Origin of the sequence: Micrococcus sp. EYE_212, from assembly GCF_023147585.1 — a bacterium.
GTDB lineage: Bacteria > Actinomycetota > Actinomycetes > Actinomycetales > Micrococcaceae > Micrococcus.
The window spans coordinates 22,513-40,717 of record NZ_JAHXOZ010000003.1; the positions used below are offsets into that span (position 1 = coordinate 22,513).

Consider the following 18,205-nt stretch of genomic DNA (forward strand, 5'->3'; position numbering starts at 1 on the left):
GGCCCGAGGGGCGGCGCACGGCCCGTGCCCGCGGCCCGTCGACGCCCTCCAATAGGATGGACGCATGCCCGACGCCGCCCCCCTGCCTCCCCGCGAGACGCCCGCCGCCGTGCTGTGGGACATGGACGGCACCCTCGTGGACACCGAGCACCTGTGGAACGCCGCCCAGCGCCGCCTCATGACGGAGCACGGCGGCACGTGGTCGAACGAGCTCGCCGCCTCCCTCGTGGGCCGGCCCCTGGACGTGGGCGCCCGCCACCTGCAGGAGGCCGGGATCCGCCTCGGGGTCCCCGAGATCATCGAGCGGACCATGGCGGAGGTGGCGCGCGGCGTCGTCGAGCGGGTGCCGTGGCGGCCCGGCGCCCTCGAGCTGCTGCGCGAGCAGGCGGCCGCCGGCGTGCCCGGGGCGCTCGTGACCATGTCCCACGCGCCGCTGGCCCGCGTGCTGGCCGAGCGCGCTCCGGGCGGGGCGCTGGCCGTGGTGGTCGCCGGCGACCAGGTGACGCGGGGCAAGCCCGATCCCGAGGCCTACGCCCTGGCCCTCGCCCGCCTCGGGGAGCTGCGGCCCGGCCTCGTGGCCGCCGACTGCGTGGCGGTGGAGGACTCGCCCGTGGGCGTGGGAGCGGCCATGGCCGCCGGCCTGCCCACGGTGGGCGTGCCCAGCGTGCTCCCGCTGCCCCCCGGCGCCGCGACCGTGCAGTGGGACACCCTGGCCGGGCGGACGCTCGCCGACCTCGCGGCCGTCCGGTCCGCGCGTCCGGGCGGAGCCGGATGACCCGCCGGCCCGGCCTGCCCATCGGCCGCGCGGCGGGCGCCCCGGTCTACCTCTCCTGGACGTGGGCCCTCGTGGCCGCGTTCGTGGTCCTCACCTTCGGGCCGCAGATCCAGCGCGCCCTGCCCCACCTCGGGGCGGGCGCCTACGCGGTGGCCCTCGGCTACGCCGTGCTGCTCGCACTCTCCGTGCTGGCGCACGAGATCGCCCACGCCGTCGTCGGGCGGGCCTTCGGGGACCGCGCGGAGGAGATCGTGCTCACGCTGTGGGGCGGGCACACCCAGTTCCGCGGCCCGCAGGCCGGGCCGTGGGGGACGGTGGCCACCGCGATGGCCGGGCCCCTGGCCAACCTGGCGGTGGCCGGCCTCGCGTGGCTCGCCACACTGACGCTGCCCACGGCCTCCGTGGCCGGGCTCCTCCTGGACATCACCGTGTGGGCCAACCTCCTGCTGGCCGCGTTCAACGCGCTGCCGGGCATGCCCCTGGACGGCGGCCGACTCGTCGAGTCCGCCGTGTGGGCCTCCACCGGCTCCCGGGACCGCGGCCTCGTGGCGGCGGGCTGGTCCGGGCGCGCGATCGCCGTCCTGCTGGTGGGCGCCGCGCTCGCGGGCCCGCTGCTGCGCGGGCAGCGGTCCGACCTGCTGATGTCCCTCCTGCTCGCGTGGGTGGGCGTGATCCTGTGGCGGGGGGCCGGCGCGTCCGTCGAGCGCGGGCGGTGGGGCGGCCGCCTCGCCGTGCTCACGCTGGCCTCCCTCGAGATCCCCGCGGTGGCCGTCCCCGCCGAGGGCTCGGTGGCGCACGCGCTCCGGCTGGCCGACGGCGGCCGCCGCGCCGCCGTCGCCGTGGACGCCACCGGCACGCCCCGCGGCGTGCTCGACCTGACGGCCGTGGTGCACCGCCCGGCCGACGAACTCGAGCGCACCCCCGTGAGCGCGGCATGCACCGCGCTCGCGCCCGGCGCCGTGGTGCGCCGCGCCGATCTCCCCGCCTCCGGCGCCGACCTCGTGGCCCGCCTCGGCGAGCCCGACCTCCCCGTGCGCGTGCTCACGGACGCCCGCGACGGCGTGGCCTCCGTGCTCCCGCGCGACACCCTCCTGGCCGCCGTCCACGCGACGCGGCACTCCACGGACGACCCCTCTGCGAAGGAGAACCGAGCATGACCGAACCCACCGGCGTGAGCAGTCGACGAGGCCCCCTGCGGGCCGGAGAGCGCGTGCAGATCAAGGACGCCAAGGGCCGCCTGAACACCATCACCCTGCTTCCGGGCGGGGAGTTCCACAGCTACCAGGGCGTGCTGCGGCACGACGAGCTGATCGGCGGCTCCGAGGGCGTGGTGGTGCCGAACTCCGCGGGGCAGGAGTACCAGGTGCTGCGCCCCCTCCTCAACGACTTCGTGCTCTCCATGCCGCGCGGGGCCACCGTGGTCTACCCCAAGGACGCCGGCCAGATCGTGCAGCAGGCGGACATCTTCCCGGGCGCGGTGGTGGTGGAGGCCGGCGTCGGCTCGGGCGCCCTCTCGTGCTCGCTGCTGCGCGCCGTCGGCGACGGCGGCCGGCTCCACTCCTATGAGCGGCGCGAGGAGTTCGCGGACATCGCGCGCGCCAACGTGGAGTCCTTCTTCGGCGCCGAGCATCCCGCGTGGTCGATCCACCTCGGCGACGCCCAGGAGGAGATGCTGCACGTCCACGAGCCCGGCTCGGTGGACCGCGTGGTCCTGGACATGCTCGCCCCGTGGGAGTGCCTCGACGCCGTGGCCACCGTGCTCGCCCCCGGCGGCGTGTGGCTGAACTACGTGGCCACCGCCACCCAGCTCTCCCGCGTGGCCGAGGCCATCCGCGACTCCGGGAAGTTCACCGAGGTGCAGGCCAACGAGACCCTCGTGCGCGGCTGGCACCTGGACGGGCTCGCCGTGCGCCCGGACCACCGCATGGTGGCCCACACGGGCTTCCTCCTCACCGCCCGTCGCCTCGCGACCGGGGAGGAGGCTCTCCTGCTGAAGAAGCGCTCCAAGGTGTCCGAGTTCAAGGCGGTGGACGTCGAGGCGTGGCAGCCCTCGGACGAGTCGCGCTGGACCCCGCAGGCCCTCGGCGAGCGGCCCGTGACGGACAAGAAGGCCCGCAAGGCCGCGAAGGAGGCGCGGCTCATGGCCCGCCGCGCCAAGGAGGCCCAGACCCCGGGCAGCGACCCGGACGCGTTCCCGGACCTGTCCACGGGGCAGATGGCGCCGCCCGCGTCCACGCCGGCGCCGGACGCGGGAGGGCCGGAGGCGTGAGCGCGCTCTCCGCGGCCGACGACGGCCGCCGCCTCGCGGAGGCCCAGGAGCTGCTGCGCCAGTCCCAGGCCGAGGCGGAGCGCCTGCGGCACCAGCTGGACTCGGCGCAGCGCCACGCCGCGCAGCTGAGCGAGCGCCGCCGCGCCGCCCAGGCGCAGACCGACGCCGCGGCGCGCAACAACCGCCGCATGGTCGAGCTGCTCGAGGCCACGCGTGCGGAGATCACCACGCTCAAGGAGACCCTGGACGCCACGACGCACGCGCCCTTCACGTTCGCCACCCTCGAGGCCGTGCACGCCCCGCGCCCGCCACACGCCGGCGTGGAGACCGGCGCGATCGTGCGCGGCGGCGCCGACGTGGTGCAGAACGGCCGCCGCCTGCGCGTCGCCGTCTCCCCGCTCCTGGACCCGGAGAGCCTGACGCCCGGCTCCACCGTGCTGCTCGACGACTCCAGCACCGTGGTGGGCATCGGGCCGACCACGCACGCGGGCCAGCTGCTGCGCGTGAAGGAGGCGCTGCCGGACGGCGGGCTCGTGCTCGCCGGCGCGGCCGACGAGGAGCGCGTCGTCCGGCGCGCCCCCGCGCTCGAGGGCGTCGAGCTGCGCCACGGCGACGCCGTCGCCGTGGACGCCCGCCTCGAGTGGGCCCTGCGCGTGGTGACGCTCTCCGACGTGGACGAGGTCCTGCTCGAGGAGGTGCCGGACACCTCGTTCGAAGACATCGGCGGCCTGGGCCCGCAGATCGAGCGGATCCGCGAGGCCGTGGAGATCCCGTTCCTGCACCCCGACCTCTACCGCGAGCACGGCCTGCGCGCGCCCAAGGGCATCCTGCTCTACGGCCCGCCCGGCACGGGCAAGACCATGTTGGCCAAGGCGGTCGCGCGCGCCCTCTCGGCACGCTCGGCGGACGGGGAGCGCTCCTACTTCCTCAACATCAAGGGGCCCGAGCTGCTGAACAAGTACGTGGGCGAGACCGAGCGGCAGATCCGCGTGATCTTCGACCGCGCCCGCCAGAAGGCGGCGGCGGGCTTCCCCGTGGTCGTGTTCTTCGACGAGATGGAGTCCCTGTTCCGCACGCGCGGCGCGGGCGTCTCCTCGGACGTGGAGACCACGATCGTCCCCCAGCTGCTCGCCGAGATCGACGGCGTGGAGTCCCTGGACAACGTGATCGTGATCGGCGCGTCCAACCGCGAGGACATGATCGACCCCGCCGTCCTGCGTCCCGGACGCCTCGACGTGAAGATCCGCGTCGACCGCCCGGACGCGCGCGGCGCCGTCGACATCATGGCGCGCCACCTCACGGACGACGTGCCGCTGCACCCGGAGGAGACGGCCGCCGCCGGGGACGCGGAGTCCGCCCGCGAGGAGCTCATCTCCGCCGCCGTCACGGCCCTCTACGAGCGCGGCCCCCGCACCGCGCTGGCCGAGCTCACGGACGCCTCTGGCGCGGTCACCGTGCTGCACCTGGCGGACCTGGTCTCGGGCGCCGTGGTCGCGGACGTGGTGGACCGCGCCAAGCGCCACGCGGTGCGGGACCTGCTGGCCGCGGACCAGGACCCCTCCGCGCGCGGCCTGCGCGCCGCACACCTGCTCGAGGCCGTCGACGGCGTGCTCGAGGACCAGACCGACCTGCTCTCCACGGCCGCGCCCGCCGAGTGGGCGCGCACCTCTGGCTGGCGGGGCCCGGCGCTGACCCGCCTGAGGATGCTGCGGGGGCCCGGGCGTGGGGCCGGCCCGGCGGGGGAGGCCGGGGCGTGAGCGGGCGGCAGGGACCGGCGGGCCCCTCGACGTCGGCCGCGCCCGCGTTCGCGGGTCAGCGGCGGCTGTTCCCGGCGGACCTGGCGGCGCCCCCGCACCGCCGCGACGCCGCCGGGTGGGGCGTGCACCGCGTGATGGGCACGGAGACCGAGTTCGGCATCCACGCGCCGGCCAACCCCGGTGCGCACCACAGCGTGCTCTCCACCGAGCTGGTCAACGCGTACGCGGACCTGGCGACGCGGACGGGCTCGGCCGTGGCCGGCACGGAGTGGGACTACACGGGCGAATCGCCCCTGGTGGACGCGCGCGGCTGGCGCATGCCCCGCTCCGCCGCCCACCCCTCCCAGCTCACCGACCAGGCGCTCGTGGGCCCGGACGGCGAGCCCGTGCACCTGCTGCTCTCCACCGTTCTCACCAACGGCGCGCGGTGGTACGTGGACCACGCGCACCCCGAGTACTCCTCGCCCGAGACCACCTCGCCGCGCGCCGCCATGGTGTGGGACGCCGCGGGCGACCGGATCGCCCAGGCCGCCGCCGAGCACATCGGTGCCGGGGAGGGCCACCCCGAGGTGCTCGTGTACAAGAACAACGTGGACGGCAAGGGCCGCTCCTACGGCGCCCACGAGAACTACCTCGTGGCCCGGGCCCTGGACTTCGACGAGCTCGCCGCCGTGCTCCTCCCGTTCTTCGCCGCGCGCCAGGTGCTCGTGGGCGCCGGCCGCGTGGGCCTGGGGGAGGCGGGGGAGCAGCCCGGGTTCCAGCTCTCCCAGCGCGCGGACTACTTCGAGGAGCAGGTCGGGCTGGAGACCACCATCCACCGGCCCGTCGTCAACACGCGCGACGAGCCGCACGCCGTCCGCGACGCGTACCGGCGCCTGCACGTGATCATCGGCGACGCGACCCTGAGCCAGCACGCCACGTGGCTGCGGATGGGCATGACCGCCCTCGTGCTCGCGACGGCCGAGGCCGGGACCGCGCCGCGGCTCGTCCTCGACGACCCCGTGGCCGCGCTGCAGACCATCAGCCACGACCCCACGCTGACGGCCACCGTGCCGCTGCGGGAGTGGGCGGGGGACGGGGCCGTCGACGGCGGCGCGTGGGTCCGGCACGCGTGGACCGGCCTGCAGATCCTCGGGGCCTATCACCGCGCCGCGGAGGCGCACTGCGCCCGCTTCGGGGTGGACGACGCCGAGACCGCCGCGGTGCTCACCGCGTGGGGCGAGGACCTGAGCGACGCCGCGGCCGACCCGCTCTCCCTGGCCGACCGTGCCGACTGGGCCGCCAAGCTGCGCCTCCTGGAGGGCATGCGCGCCCGCTCCCACGCCGACTGGACCGACCCGCGCCTGGCCATGGTGGACCTGCAGTACGCCGACCTGCGCCCCGCCAAGTCCCTGCACCGGCGCCTCGTCGCCGCCGGCGCACTGCGGGAGCTGGCCGACGAGGCGGAGGTGGCGGCCGCCGTCGTCGCCCCGCCGCGGAGCACCCGGGCGTGGACGCGCGGGAACCTGGTGCGCCACCACGCCACGCAGCTGGCCGGCGCGGCCTGGGACTCGGTGCTGGTCCGAGCGGCCGCGGACGAGCGGGTCCACCGCCTGCGCCTCGAGGAGCCGCTCGTGGGCGCCGCGGAGGACCTGCCGGGATGGTGGGAGGACGCGGGATCGGGCGCGGCGCGCCTGCCCACCCCGGACGAGCTGGTCACGACGCTGGTGCCGCTCTTCGGGGAGTGAAGGACGCGCGGCCGCCCGTCACCGATTGACCTGACGGGGCGCCGCGAACACGCTGGAGCGCGTCCCGTCCCGTCCCGGGCGGACGGGCGACGGAGGTTCGCCGCCCGCCGCCGCACCGCCCCGGACCACCCGCGCCTCAGGAGGCCCCCATGTTCATCCCCCGCGTCGCCGACGGCGTGCACCTGCTCACCCACGCGAACGTCAACCTCTACCTCCTCGAGGACGAGGACGGGGTCACCGTGGTCGACGCCGGGCTGCCCAGCATGTGGCCCATGCTCCAGGACGCGCTCGAACAGCTCGGGCGCCGACCGGACGAGGTCCGAGCGCTCGTGCTCACCCACGGGCACTTCGACCACGTCGGCTTCGCCCGCCGCGCGCAGCGCGCCTGGGGGCTGCCCGTGCTGGTGCACGAGGGGGACCGGCGCCTGGCCGCCCACCCGTACCGCTACAAGCCCCAGAGCAGCCGCGTCCTCTACCCGCTCCTGCATCCCCGGTCCCTGCCGCTGATCGGCGGCATGGCGCTGGCCGGGGCCCTCCAGGTCCGGGGGGTGAAGGAGACCCGGACCCTCGCGGCCGGCGCCCCGGCCCCCGTGCCCGGGCGGCCGCACGTGATCCACACCCCCGGCCACACGGACGGCCACGTGATCCTGCACCTGCCCGACCGGGACGCCGTCATCAGTGCCGACGCCCTCGTGACACTGGACCCGTACACCGGGCGCACCGGACCGCAGATCGTCGCCTCGGCGGCCACGAAGGACACCGCCCAGGCGATGGCCTCCCTCGACGCGATCGCCTCCACGGGGGCGCGCACGGTACTGCCCGGCCACGGCGGCCCGTGGCAGGGCGGGGCGGAGGCGGCCGTCGCCCACGCCCGCCGGGTCGGCGAGCACTGAGCCGCACCCGGCTCAGCCCGCGATCGACTCCCGGACCCGCGCCAGCATCTCGTCGGCACGCTCGGTGAGCCGGTCCGCCCGGTCGATCTCGGCGCGCAGCTCGTCCGCGAGCGTCTCGTCCTTCAACGGGGACAGGTCCGTCAGCAGGGTGACCACCGCGGCGGTGAGCCCGGCGCGGGCGCACCCCAGCGCGGTGCCGACGTCGGAGAGGACGTGGGGGTTCGCGTCCGCGAGGACGCGCTCGGCGAGGTCGAGCGCGGCCGCGACGGCGTCGACGATGTCCCACGGGGGACGGACGGCCTCGGCGAGCGCGTCCTGGACGGCGGCCGAGCGGTGCTCCTTCTGCTCGGGCGTGTCCTGGGGGAGCCCGTAGGCGTCGGCGACGGCCGCGAAGCCGCGCTCGTCCGCGTCCGAGAGGCGCAGGCAGGCGCCGATGACCTTCTCGCCCTCCGCCGCGAGATCCTCCCGCTCGGAGAAGCGGGCGGCCATGCAGATCAGTCCGACGCCCTCGGCGACGGCGAGCGCCCCGGTGGCGCCGCCGCCGGGGGTGGGCTCCCCGGAGGCCAGGCGGGTCAGGTAGTCCTCGATGCTCTCGTGGCGGATCATGCGGACATCCTCCCAGCCCGAGGGCGTTCAGCCCAGGGGTCGCTCCCACCCCTCGAGGGGGCCCGGGCGGACCGTGAAGAGCGGGTGGACGTCGGGGACCGCCACGTCCTCCCAGCGGGCGAGCCACTCGGGGCTGCGGGCGGCGAGCTTGGCCCGCAGGTGCTCCCACTCGTAGTCCCGCTGGCCGGCGGTCACGGGGACGGGCTCCACGGCGTCCGTCCCCGGATGGTCGATCCGGGAGCGGTCGAAGCGGTAGCCGCGCGCGGTGGCCTCGTCCGCGAGGCCGGTGAGATACGCCCCGACGGCGCGGTGCGGGTCGGGATGCGCGCGGAACCGCTCGAGCTGGGGATGGTGCTGGTAGCCCTTCGTCCGTCCGGCCAGCACGGCCTGGGCGAGAAGGGCCTCGCGCCAGCCTCCGGTGAGGCCCTGGCGGTCCAGGTATTTCGGGTGGGGCGTCCACAGTCGCATGGGGACATCCTGGCACCGGCCGCCGTCGCGCCCCACCGCCCCGCGGCGTAGGGTCGAGGGCGACGCCCGATCGCAGGCGCCCCCGCACCGCCGCAGAAGGAGCACCGACCATGGCCCAGGACAAGGCCCAGCACCAGACCGGCCCCCGCCCCGCCGGCGACGACGACGCGGCCGCCTCGGCCGGCCAGGCGCAGGCCCGCCCCGCGTCCCAGGACGCCGGCCTGGACAGCCTCCTCGACGAGATCGACGCCGTCCTCGAGTCCAACGCCGAGGAGTTCGTCAAGGGCTTCGTCCAGAAGGGCGGCCAGTGATCGGCGTCGCTCCCGCGGACGCGGAGCGCTCCCGCCGCATCTTCGGCCTCGAGACCGAGTACGGCGTGCAGCACTGGAACCCCGGCGCCCGGCCCCTGAGCGCGGAGGAGGTGGTCCGCTACCTCTTCCGCCCCGTGGTGGAGTGGGGCCGGTCCTCGAACGTCTTCGTCCGCAACGGCTCCCGCCTCTACCTCGACGTCGGCTCGCACCCCGAGTACGCCACCGCGGAGTGCTCCACGCTCGAGGAGCTGATCGCCTCCGACGCCGCGGGTGACCTGATCCTCCAGGACCTCATCGCCCAGGCTGAAGACCACATGGCCGCGGACGGCATCGGCGGGCGCATCTACCTGTACCGCAACAACGCCGACTCCTCGGGCAGCTCCTACGGCAGCCACGAGAACTACCTGCTCCGCCGGCGCACCGAGTACCGCCGCCTCACCGAGGCGCTCGTGCCCTTCCTCGTCTCCCGCCAGATCCTGGTGGGCGCCGGCCGTGTGGTCCCCGCCGGCACGTGGCCGGAGGGCTCGGGCACGGCGCACTTCGCCTTCTCCCAGCGCGCCGACTTCGTGCAGGACGGGGTCTCCTCCTCCACCACCCGCTCCCGTCCCATCATCAACACCCGGGACGAGCCGCACGCCGACGCCTCCGAGTACCGCCGCCTCCACGTGATCGTGGGGGACACCAGCCTCTCCGAGCACACCCACCTGCTGCGCTTCGGCGCCACGGACCTCCTGCTGCGGATGATCGAGGCCGGCTTCCCGCTGGGGGACAGGGTGGTGGCCCAGCCCACGAGGGCGGTCCGCCAGATCTCACACGACCTCACGGGCACCGCGCGCATCGCTCTGCGCGAGGGCGACGCCTCGGCCCTCGAGCTGCAGGAGCACTACCTCGGGCGCGCCCGGGCGTTCGTGGACCGCGAGGGCGCCCACCACGAGCGGGTGGAGGAGATCCTCGAGCTGTGGGGCGCGGTGCTCGAGGCCGTGCGCAGCCAGGACTTCACCCCCATCGAGGACCGCATCGACTGGGCGATCAAGCGGCGCGTGCTCGAGGACTACCGCGCCCGGCACGACCTCGCGTGGGACTCCCCGCGCGTGGCCCAGCTGGACCTGGCCTTCCACGACATCACGGAGGGCCGCGGCCTGTTCCGCATCCTGCGCGAGCGCGGCACGGTGCGTCGCCTGCTGCCCGAGGACGCCGCGCGCGACGCCGTCGGCGCCGCCCCGCCGACCACGCGTGCCCGCGTGCGCGCGGACTTCATCGCGCGTGCCCGCGAGCGCGGCATGGACTACGCCGTGGACTGGACCACGCTGAAGCTCACCGACCACCCGCTGCACGCCATCTCGGCGAAGGACCCGTTCGAGACCTCCTCGGCCGCGGTCGACCGGCTCTTCGAGCGGGTGGGGGCGGCGGGCTGACCGGATTCCCCAGCCACCGCCGCTAGGGTGGCCCGCATGACCACCCACGAGAACCCCATCCCGGGCGCGTCCCGTCGTCGGCGTCCGCTGACCCTGCTGTCCCTCGGCCTCGCCTCCCTCCTGCTCGCCACAGGGTGTGCCGGCGGGCAGGACGCCGGCGAGGAGCCCGAGCCCTCGGCGCAGTCCTCGCAGAGCACCACGCAGCAGGCAGGCGAGTCCGAGGCGCCGCGCAAGGCCGCCGGCGAGGGCCAGGGCGAGCCCGGCGCGCTCGAGGGCGTGCACGTCACCGAGGCGGAGAACGGCGAGCCCGAGGTGAGGATCGAGACGCCGATCGAGACCGACCAGCCGAGCACGCGGGTCCTCACGGCCGGTGAGGGCGAGCTGGCCCGGTCGGGCGACGTCGTGAAGTTCTCCACGGTGATCGTGGACCCGGCCACGGGCGAGGTGGAGGCCGAGAACTTCTCCTCGGAGCCACAGACCGCGCCGCTGGACGACCGGGTCCAGCAGATGTTCCCCGAGATGTTCGAGCTGTTCGCCACCAACGGCGTGGGCAGCGTCGTCGCGGCCTACTCGCCCGAGCGTCAGGAGCCCACCGGCCCGGCCCCGTCCGCGTCCTCATCCGCGTCTTCCTCCCCGTCCGCCTCGCCCTCCACGACCACGGTGCCGGCCCAGCTGTTCGTCTACAAGATCGACGCGATCGTGCCGCGCACGGCCCAGGGGGCCGAGGTCACGGAGCGCGACGATCGCCTGCCCGAGGTCAGCGTGGGCGAGGACGGCACGCCCACGATCGCCAAGCCCGAGGGCAGCCCTCCGGCGGAGATGGTGGTCCAGCCCCTCATCCAGGGCGAGGGCGCCGAGGTCGGGGAGGACGACACGGTCACCGTGCAGTACAGCGGCGTGACGTGGTCCGACGGGGAGACCTTCGACTCCTCGTGGGAGAGTGGCGCGTCGGCCACGTTCAGCCTCAACGGCGTGATCCCGGGTTGGAAGGAGGGCCTGGCCGGGCAGAAGGTCGGCTCGCGCGTCCTGCTGTCCATCCCTGCGGACAAGGCCTACGGTGAGCAGGGCAGTCCGCCGAAGATCGGCCCGAACGAGCCGCTGCTCTTCGTGGTGGACATCCTCGACGCCCAGGCTCCGGCCGCCCCGCAGAACTGACCCCCCCCATCCCCGACCCCAAGGAGAACGCCGTGTCCTTCGGCCAGCGTGACTACGACCGCGACCGCCCCGAGATCGAGTTCCCGGGCGACATCCCGCCCACCGAGCTCGTGGTGGAGGACCTCATCCCCGGCTCCGGCCCCGCGGTGGAGCGCGGATGCCGCGTCCAGGTGCACTACGTGGGCGTGGCCTGGTCCACCGGCGAGGAGTTCGACGCCTCGTGGAACCGCGGCACTCCGCTGCCGCTGACCGTGGGTGTCGGCCAGGTCATCGCCGGGTGGGACCAGGGCCTGCTCGGCATGCAGGTGGGCGGTCGCCGTCGCCTCGAGATCCCGCCGCACCTGGCCTACGGGTCCCAGGGGGCCGGGGGCGCCATCGGCCCGGACGAGACCCTCATCTTCGTGTGCGACCTGGTCTCGATCGACTGACCCGACCCTGACGCCGTGGCCGCCTCCCTCGCCCGCCGCTCCACCGCCGAGCCCGCCGAGCGGATCATCTCCCTGCTGTGGCTGCTCCTCCACGAGCCCCGCGGCTACACGCGGGAGCAGATCCGTCGCCTCGTGGTCGGCTACGAGGACCTGGGCGAGGGGGCGTTCGCCAAGCTGTTCCAGCGGGACCGCCGCGTGCTGCGCGCCGTGGGGGTCCCGCTGCTGCGTGCCGCCCGGGCCGACGACGGCGGCGAGGACGCGGAGGAGGGATCGCGGTACCGCGTGGACCGCGAGGCGCTCCTGCTGCGCGACCTCGACCTGACGGTGGACGAGCGCCGGGCGCTCGTGCGGGCCCGCCGGCTGTGGGCGGACTCCCCGCTGCGCGCGGACGTGGTGCGCGCCGTCGGGCTGCTCTTCCATCCGGCCGACCTGGCCGACGACGACGCCCTCGCCGGCTACCACACCGTGATGCCGCGGTCGGATCCGCGGCTCGAGGTGCTCACCGAGGCCGCGGCCGAGCAGAGCACGGTGCGCTTCGCGTACCGCGACGCCGCGGGGGCGCTGCGAGAGCGGACCGTGCGCGTCTGGTTCCTCACCCTCGTGCGGGGGCGCTGGTACGCCACGGGATGGGACCTGGACCGCGGCGCCGAGCGCAGCTTCCGCCTCACCCGCATGGAGACCGATCCGGTGCTCGCCGAGCACGCCCCCGAGGCCCCCGCGCGTCCCGAGGGCTATGACGCCGCCGGCCTGCGCGTGCGCCTGGCCGGGCAGGCCGACGCCGAGCGCGTGCGGGTGTGGCTCGCGCCGGGACGCGGCCAGGCGGTGCGGGCGGCCGGGCGCGCCGTGGACCCGCGGGCGGACGACGGCCCACCGCCGGCGGCGGGGTGGGAGCTGTGGGAGGCCGCCGGCGGCGCTCGTGAGGACGGGCTCGGCGCCGAGGTGGCCGCCCTCCTGGGGGAGGCTCTCTTCTCCCCGGCCCATGCGGGCCTCGTCCACCGTCTCGCCGAGGACCTCGAGGCCGCCGCCGCCGTGCACGCCCCAGAGCCGGATCCCGCGTGGGAGTCCCTGTCGCTGGCCCCGCCCGTGCGCCGCCGCGCCCGACACTCGAGCGAGGACCTCGTGGGCCGGCTCCTGGACATCGTGGGGCTGGCCAACCGCGCCGGAGGCGTGGAGCGTGCCGAGCTGCTGGACCGCCTCGGCGTCACGTCCCGGGAGCTGGACCGCGACCTCGCGCTCCTCGCGTACTGCGGCATGCCCGAGCGCGAGTTCCCCGGCTTCCAGTTCGACGTGGAGGAGGAGGGCGGCCGGATCCGCGTCCACCAGGCGGCCGAGCTCGCCGCCCCGGTGCGGCTCACCCTGCCGGAGGCGCACACCCTCGTGGCCACCCTCCAGACCGTGGCGGACATGACCGTGCTGCCCGCCGCGGACCGGGAGGCCGCCCGCTCGGCGCAGCGCCGGATCCGCGAACGGCTGATCGCCGCGGGGGAGCCCCTGGCCGAGGACCCGGAGAGCGCCGCCCTCCTCGACGCCCCCACACCGGGCGCGGCGGGCCCGGCCGCCGTCGTCGCGCACTGGGACGTGGCGGTGGACCCGGAGACGGTGCGCACGCTCCTGGACGCGATCGCGGAGCACCGCGTGCTGCGGCTGCGCTACCACGCGGTGCGCTCGGACACCCAGTCCGAGCGGGACGTGGAGCCGCTCGCCGTGGTCCAGGACCGCACCCGGCTCTACCTGCACGCGTGGTGCCGCGAGGCCGGCGACCACCGGGTCTTCCGCGTGGACCGCGTGAGCGAGATCCGGGAGACCGGCGAGAGGTTCCGGCCCCGCCCGCGCCCCGCTGCCTCCCACGCTCCCTCCGACGCCGGCGACGAGGGGCTCGTCGCGGTGGTGCGGTGGTCCCACCGCGTGCGCGACGCCGCGGACGGCTACCACCCCCTCGCGCAGGCCCACCTGCCCGGCGGGGACCGTGTCACCCGGCTCGCGCTGACCGGCGCGGACGTCGCCGCGGCGCTCGTGGCCCGGCACGGCGGCGACGTCGAGGTGCTCGCCCCGGCGGCGCTGCGCGCGGAGGTCGCGGAGCGGGCCGGGAGGGCCGCTCGACGGGCCCGCACCGGGGTAGCCTAGGCGCAGGAACCGATCGAAAGGACCCTCCACCATGGCCGGACTCCAGGGATGGCAGCTCGTCATCATCATCCTGATCGCGCTGCTGCTGTTCGCTGCGCCCAAGCTCCCCACGATGGCCCGCAACCTGGGCCAGTCCATGCGCATCTTCTCCTCCGAGGTGAAGCAGATGCGCACCGAGGGCAAGGAGGAGGAGCCGAACAACGGCTCCACCGCCGCGGACCCCACGGAGCCGGTCGAGGGCCGCGTCGTGGACCCGGACCCCCGCCCGCGCGACGACCGCTGATCCGCGAGAGGCACCGCATCCATGACCTCCGTCGAGGGTGAGGAACGCGCCGCCGGGCGGCGCCGCACGAAGGCCCGGAAGCAGAAGAACCCCCACGGGGAGATGCCCCTGCGCGAGCACCTCACGGAGCTGCGCAACCGCATCCTGATCTCGGCCGTGGCCATCGCGCTCGGCTCCATCGTGGGATTCCTCCTCTACGAGCCGATCTTCACCGCGCTGGTGGCCCCCGTGGTCGAGGCCGGCAAGGGCCGGCTCTCCGCCGTGACCTTCGACTCCGTGGGTGCGCCGTTCGACATCATGCTCCAGGTGTCGATGTTCATCGGGCTGCTCGTCTCGAGCCCGGTGTGGCTCTACCAGATCTGGGCGTTCGTGATGCCGGGCCTGAAGAAGAACGAGAAGCGCTACGCACTCGGGTTCCTCGGCGCCGCCATCCCGCTGTTCCTCGCCGGCGTCGGCCTGGGCTGGCTCGTGATGCCCCAGGCCGTGCAGTTCTTCATCCAGTTCTCGCCGGCCAACATGCCCAACCTGATCCCCGCCCAGTCGTACATCCCGTTCGTCCTGCGCCTGTTCCTGGCCTTCGGGGCCTCCCTGGTGCTGCCGGTGTTCCTGGTCGGGCTGAACATGATCGGCGTGCTCCCCGGGCGCACCATCGTCCAGCACTGGCGCATCACCGTGTTCGGCGTGGCCCTGGTCGCCGCGCTGGCCGCCCCCGGCAGCGACGCCGTCTCGATGTTCTACCTCGCGGTCCCGCTGGTGCTGCTCTTCGGCGCCTCCATCGTGCTCTGCCTTCTGAACGACCGGCGTCGCGCGCGTCGCGCCGTCCACCGCGAGCAGGACGTCGAGGCGGAGATCGCCGCCGGCCCCCGCTCGCTCGACGAGATCTGACCCCGGCCCCGCAGGGTCGACCGGCGCCCGTCTCCGCCCACGGCGGAGACGGGCGCCGCGCTTCCTCTGCCGCCAGAACCGGCCGCTAGGGTGGCGGTCATGGTCCCCGTCATCCCGAACGAGCCGAGGGGCAATGACGCCCTGCCCCACGACGAGCCGCAGCTCAGCCCGGCCGAGCGCTACGCCCGCGCCCGGGCGTCCCGCACCCACGCCGGATCCCAGCTCGGCCTGTTCGCCGCGGGCCTGGGCTTCCCCCTGGACGACTTCCAGGTGCGTGCGTGCGGCGAGGTGGAGGACGGCCACGGCGTGCTCGTGGCGGCGCCCACCGGAGCGGGCAAGACGGTGGTCGGGGAGTTCGCCGTCCACCTCGCCCTGGCCCGGGGGACCAAGGCGTTCTACACCACGCCCATCAAGGCGCTGAGCAACCAGAAGTACACGGACCTGGTGCGCGCCCACGGCGCCGAGCGAGTGGGCCTGCTCACCGGTGACACCTCCATCAACCCGGACGCGCAGGTCGTGGTGATGACCACGGAGGTGCTGCGCAACATGCTCTACGCGGACTCCGACGCCCTCACCGACCTCGGGTTCGTGGTGATGGACGAGGTGCACTACCTCGCGGACCGCTTCCGCGGCCCCGTGTGGGAGGAGGTGATCATCCACCTGCCCGAGCACGTGCAGCTGATCTCCCTCTCCGCCACCGTGTCCAACGCGGAGGAGTTCGGCGCGTGGCTGGACACCGTGCGCGGCGCCACCACCGTCGTCGTCTCCGAGCACCGCCCCGTGCCCCTGTGGCAGCACGTCATGGCGGGCAGCCACCTCTACGACCTCTTCGCGGAGGACGTCGCGTTCGAGGACACCGCGGACCGGGACGGCGCCGCCCTTCTCAACCCCGAGCTCAAGCGCCTGGCCGTCGAGGCCGAGCGCGGGGCGCAGCGCCCCGACTGGGGCCGGCCCGGCCGCCGCCAGGACAAGGGCGGCCGCGGCGGCGGGCCCAAGGGCCGCACCAGGGGCGGCCGCGGCGGTCGGGACGATCGTCCTGACCGTTCCGGCCGTCCGGCGGCGTCGGGTTGGGACCGGGACCGGGGCGCCGCCGCGCGCACCGGCCACGGCGAGGACGCCCCGCGCCGCCGCAGCATGACCACCTCCCGCCCGGAGATGATCCGCGTGCTGGACCGCGAGGGCCTGCTGCCCTGCATCACCTTCATCTTCTCGCGAGCCGGGTGCGACGGCGCCGTGGAGCAGTGCCTGCGCGCAGGGCTGGACCTCACCACGCCGCGCGAGAAGGCCCTCGTCGCCGAGCGCGTCGAGGAGGTCGCGCGCCTCCTGCCGCCCGAGGACCTCGAGGTGCTCGGCTTCTGGGCGTGGCGCGACAGCCTCTCCCGGGGCTTCGCCGCCCACCACGCCGGCATGCTGCCCCCGTTCAAGGAGGCCGTGGAGGACCTGTTCGCCGGCGGCGCCCTGAAGGCCGTCTTCGCCACGGAGACCCTGGCGCTCGGCATCAACATGCCCGCCCGCTCCGTGGTGATCGAGAAGCTCGTGAAGTTCAACGGCGAGTCCCACGTGGACATCACGGCGGGGGAGTACACCCAGCTCACGGGCCGCGCCGGCCGCCGCGGGATCGACGTGGAGGGCCACGCCGTGGTGATGTGGCGTCCCGGCCTGGACCCGGCCGCCGTCGCCGGCCTGGCCTCGCGCCGCACCTATCCGCTGCGCTCCTCGTTCCGCCCCACCTACAACATGTCGGTGAACCTGCTGTCCCAGGTGGGCGCGGACCGTGCCCGCGGCATCCTCGAGTCCTCGTTCGCACAGTTCCAGGCGGACCGCTCCGTGGTGGGCCTCGCGCGCGAGGTCCGGTCCAAGGAGAGCAGCCTCGAGAAGTACGCCGCGGCCATGGAGTGCCACCTGGGCGACGTCGGCGAGTACCTCGGGCTGCGCAAGGAGCTCGCCTCCGTGCAGAAGTCCGGCTCGCAGGGGCGCCGGCGCGCCCAGATCGCGGCGGTGAAGGAGTCGCTGTCGGACCTCGCGCCGGGCGACGTCATCCAGCTCGACGACGGGCGCCAGCTCGGCCGCGCCGTCGTGGTCCTCCCCGCGGGCAACCCGCAGAACCCGCGCGTGGGCGTCGTGACGGACAAGGCGCAGCTGCGCCGCATCACGGTCGACGACGTCACGGGCCCCGTGGACCCGATCGCGGGAGCCGTCCTGCCGCAGCTGCTGCAGGTGAAGACCCCCGCGCAGCGCAAGGACATCGCCGCCGCGATGCGGGAGGCCGTGCGGATCCACCGCCCGCCCACGGGGGGACGACGCCGCTCCACGGGCTTCCGCCTGCAGGAGGACACCGTGTCCCCCCGCGCCGAGGAGCTGCGCCGCGCCCTCGAGCGCCACCCGTGCCACGGGTGCCAGGACCGGGAGGAGCACCTGCGCTGGGGCGAGCGCTGGTGGGGGATGAAGCGTGAGCTCTCGGTGCTGCGCGAGCGGATCGCGGGTCGCACCAACACGATCGCCCGCACGTTCGATCGCGTGGTGGGCCTGCTGAACTCCTACGGCTACGTCCGCGACGACGTCGCCGACCCGGCCGACGCCCTCACCGACAAGGGCCAGACCCTGCGGCGCATCTACGGCGAGCGCGACCTCTTCGCCTCGCTCGTGCTGCACGACCCGGCCACGGCCTCGCTGACGCCCGAGGAGTGGGCGTGCGTGGCGGCGCTGCTCGTGTACCAGGGCAAGGGCGAGACCCGCGGCGTGGTGCCGATGCCCACGGCGCGGCTGGCCCGCGTGGCGGAGGCCGCGGAGGCGATCGAGGCGGACCTCGCCGCCGCCGAGCAGGCCGCCCGCCTGGACCCGACCCCGCCCACCGATCCCGGGCTCGTGGGGCCGGTGCACCGCTGGGTGCGCGGCAAGTCCCTGCGGGACACCCTGCAGGGCGCGGACCTCGCGGCGGGCGACTTCGTGCGCTGGGCCCGCCAGGTGATCGACGTGCTCGACCAGCTGGCCCAGGTGCCCGGCGACGCGCACCGCTCCCGGGCGTGCCGACGCGCGGCGGGCCTGGTGGCCCGCGGAGTGGTGGCCACCTCCCTTCCCGGCGCCGCCCAGCCCGGGGCGCTAGGGTGAG

General features: G+C 75.2%; 16 protein-coding genes. 14 read left to right on the forward strand and 2 right to left on the reverse strand.

The annotated features are described in order from the left end of the window. Positions 1-64 precede the first annotated feature (64 nt). From KZX60_RS02885 to KZX60_RS02910, 6 genes are all read left to right on the forward strand, one after another. Complete coding sequence (locus tag KZX60_RS02885; RefSeq protein WP_248115531.1) at positions 65-775, forward strand: HAD family phosphatase; 711 nt, start codon at positions 65-67, stop codon at positions 773-775. Then, positions 772-1,932, forward strand: coding sequence for a site-2 protease family protein (locus KZX60_RS02890; protein WP_248115532.1), 1,161 nt, complete (start codon positions 772-774; stop codon positions 1,930-1,932). The genes KZX60_RS02885 and KZX60_RS02890 overlap by 4 nt, the downstream gene beginning before the upstream one ends. Beyond that, positions 1,929-3,044, forward strand: a complete 1,116-nt coding sequence (locus KZX60_RS02895) for a tRNA (adenine-N1)-methyltransferase (protein ID WP_248115533.1) — start codon at positions 1,929-1,931, stop codon at positions 3,042-3,044. Before KZX60_RS02890 ends, KZX60_RS02895 begins: the two co-directional genes overlap by 4 nt. Further along, complete coding sequence (gene arc, locus KZX60_RS02900) at positions 3,041-4,801, forward strand: proteasome ATPase (RefSeq protein WP_248115534.1); 1,761 nt, start codon at positions 3,041-3,043, stop codon at positions 4,799-4,801. The genes KZX60_RS02895 and arc overlap by 4 nt, the downstream gene beginning before the upstream one ends. After that, positions 4,798-6,528 carry a depupylase/deamidase Dop gene (dop, locus tag KZX60_RS02905; RefSeq protein ID WP_248115535.1) on the forward strand — a complete coding sequence of 577 codons (1,731 nt, stop codon included), beginning with the start codon at positions 4,798-4,800 and terminating at the stop codon, positions 6,526-6,528. The genes arc and dop overlap by 4 nt, the downstream gene beginning before the upstream one ends. 149 nt (positions 6,529-6,677) lie before the next feature. Continuing rightward, positions 6,678-7,421, forward strand: coding sequence for an MBL fold metallo-hydrolase (locus KZX60_RS02910; RefSeq protein ID WP_248115536.1), 744 nt, complete (start codon positions 6,678-6,680; stop codon positions 7,419-7,421). Between the two features lie 12 nt (positions 7,422-7,433). Here KZX60_RS02910 and KZX60_RS02915 read toward each other — a convergent pair whose 3' ends face one another. Together KZX60_RS02915 and KZX60_RS02920 are read right to left on the reverse strand one after the other, a co-directional pair. Further along, entirely contained in the window at positions 7,434-8,027 is a 594-nt protein-coding gene (locus tag KZX60_RS02915; RefSeq protein WP_248115537.1) for a cyclodeaminase/cyclohydrolase family protein, read from the reverse strand. A 27-nt stretch (positions 8,028-8,054) separates the two neighbouring features. After that, the gene (locus KZX60_RS02920) at positions 8,055-8,495 is read right to left on the reverse strand and encodes a pyrimidine dimer DNA glycosylase/endonuclease V (RefSeq protein ID WP_248115538.1); all 441 of its coding nucleotides are present in this window, start codon (positions 8,493-8,495) and stop codon (positions 8,055-8,057) included. Between the two features lie 110 nt (positions 8,496-8,605). Here KZX60_RS02920 and KZX60_RS02925 point away from each other — a divergent pair, with 110 nt between their 5' ends. The 8 genes from KZX60_RS02925 to KZX60_RS02960 all read left to right on the forward strand — a co-directional run bounded on the left by KZX60_RS02925 (position 8,606) and on the right by KZX60_RS02960 (position 18,204). Further along, positions 8,606-8,806 carry a ubiquitin-like protein Pup gene (locus KZX60_RS02925; protein WP_248115539.1) on the forward strand — a complete coding sequence of 67 codons (201 nt, stop codon included), beginning with the start codon at positions 8,606-8,608 and terminating at the stop codon, positions 8,804-8,806. Then, positions 8,806-10,221, forward strand: a complete 1,416-nt coding sequence (gene pafA, locus KZX60_RS02930) for a Pup--protein ligase (RefSeq protein ID WP_248115684.1) — start codon at positions 8,806-8,808, stop codon at positions 10,219-10,221. Before KZX60_RS02925 ends, pafA begins: the two co-directional genes overlap by 1 nt. A gap of 36 nt (positions 10,222-10,257) precedes the next feature. Continuing rightward, on the forward strand, positions 10,258-11,376 hold the full coding sequence (locus KZX60_RS02935) for an FKBP-type peptidyl-prolyl cis-trans isomerase (RefSeq protein ID WP_248115540.1): 1,119 nt from the start codon (positions 10,258-10,260) through the stop codon (positions 11,374-11,376). Between the two features lie 32 nt (positions 11,377-11,408). After that, the gene (locus tag KZX60_RS02940) at positions 11,409-11,804 is read left to right on the forward strand and encodes an FKBP-type peptidyl-prolyl cis-trans isomerase (protein WP_248115541.1); all 396 of its coding nucleotides are present in this window, start codon (positions 11,409-11,411) and stop codon (positions 11,802-11,804) included. 15 nt (positions 11,805-11,819) lie between these two features. After that, positions 11,820-13,928, forward strand: coding sequence for a WYL domain-containing protein (locus tag KZX60_RS02945; protein ID WP_248115542.1), 2,109 nt, complete (start codon positions 11,820-11,822; stop codon positions 13,926-13,928). Positions 13,929-13,959: 31 nt separating this feature from the next. Beyond that, positions 13,960-14,211 (forward strand): twin-arginine translocase TatA/TatE family subunit, encoded by a 252-nt coding sequence (locus KZX60_RS02950; protein WP_248115543.1) that lies wholly within the window; start codon positions 13,960-13,962, stop codon positions 14,209-14,211. A gap of 21 nt (positions 14,212-14,232) precedes the next feature. Continuing rightward, positions 14,233-15,096, forward strand: a complete 864-nt coding sequence (gene tatC / locus KZX60_RS02955; protein ID WP_248115544.1) for a twin-arginine translocase subunit TatC — start codon at positions 14,233-14,235, stop codon at positions 15,094-15,096. A gap of 99 nt (positions 15,097-15,195) precedes the next feature. Further along, complete coding sequence (locus KZX60_RS02960; protein WP_248115545.1) at positions 15,196-18,204, forward strand: DEAD/DEAH box helicase; 3,009 nt, start codon at positions 15,196-15,198, stop codon at positions 18,202-18,204. The last annotated feature ends 1 nt before the right edge of the window (position 18,205 follow it).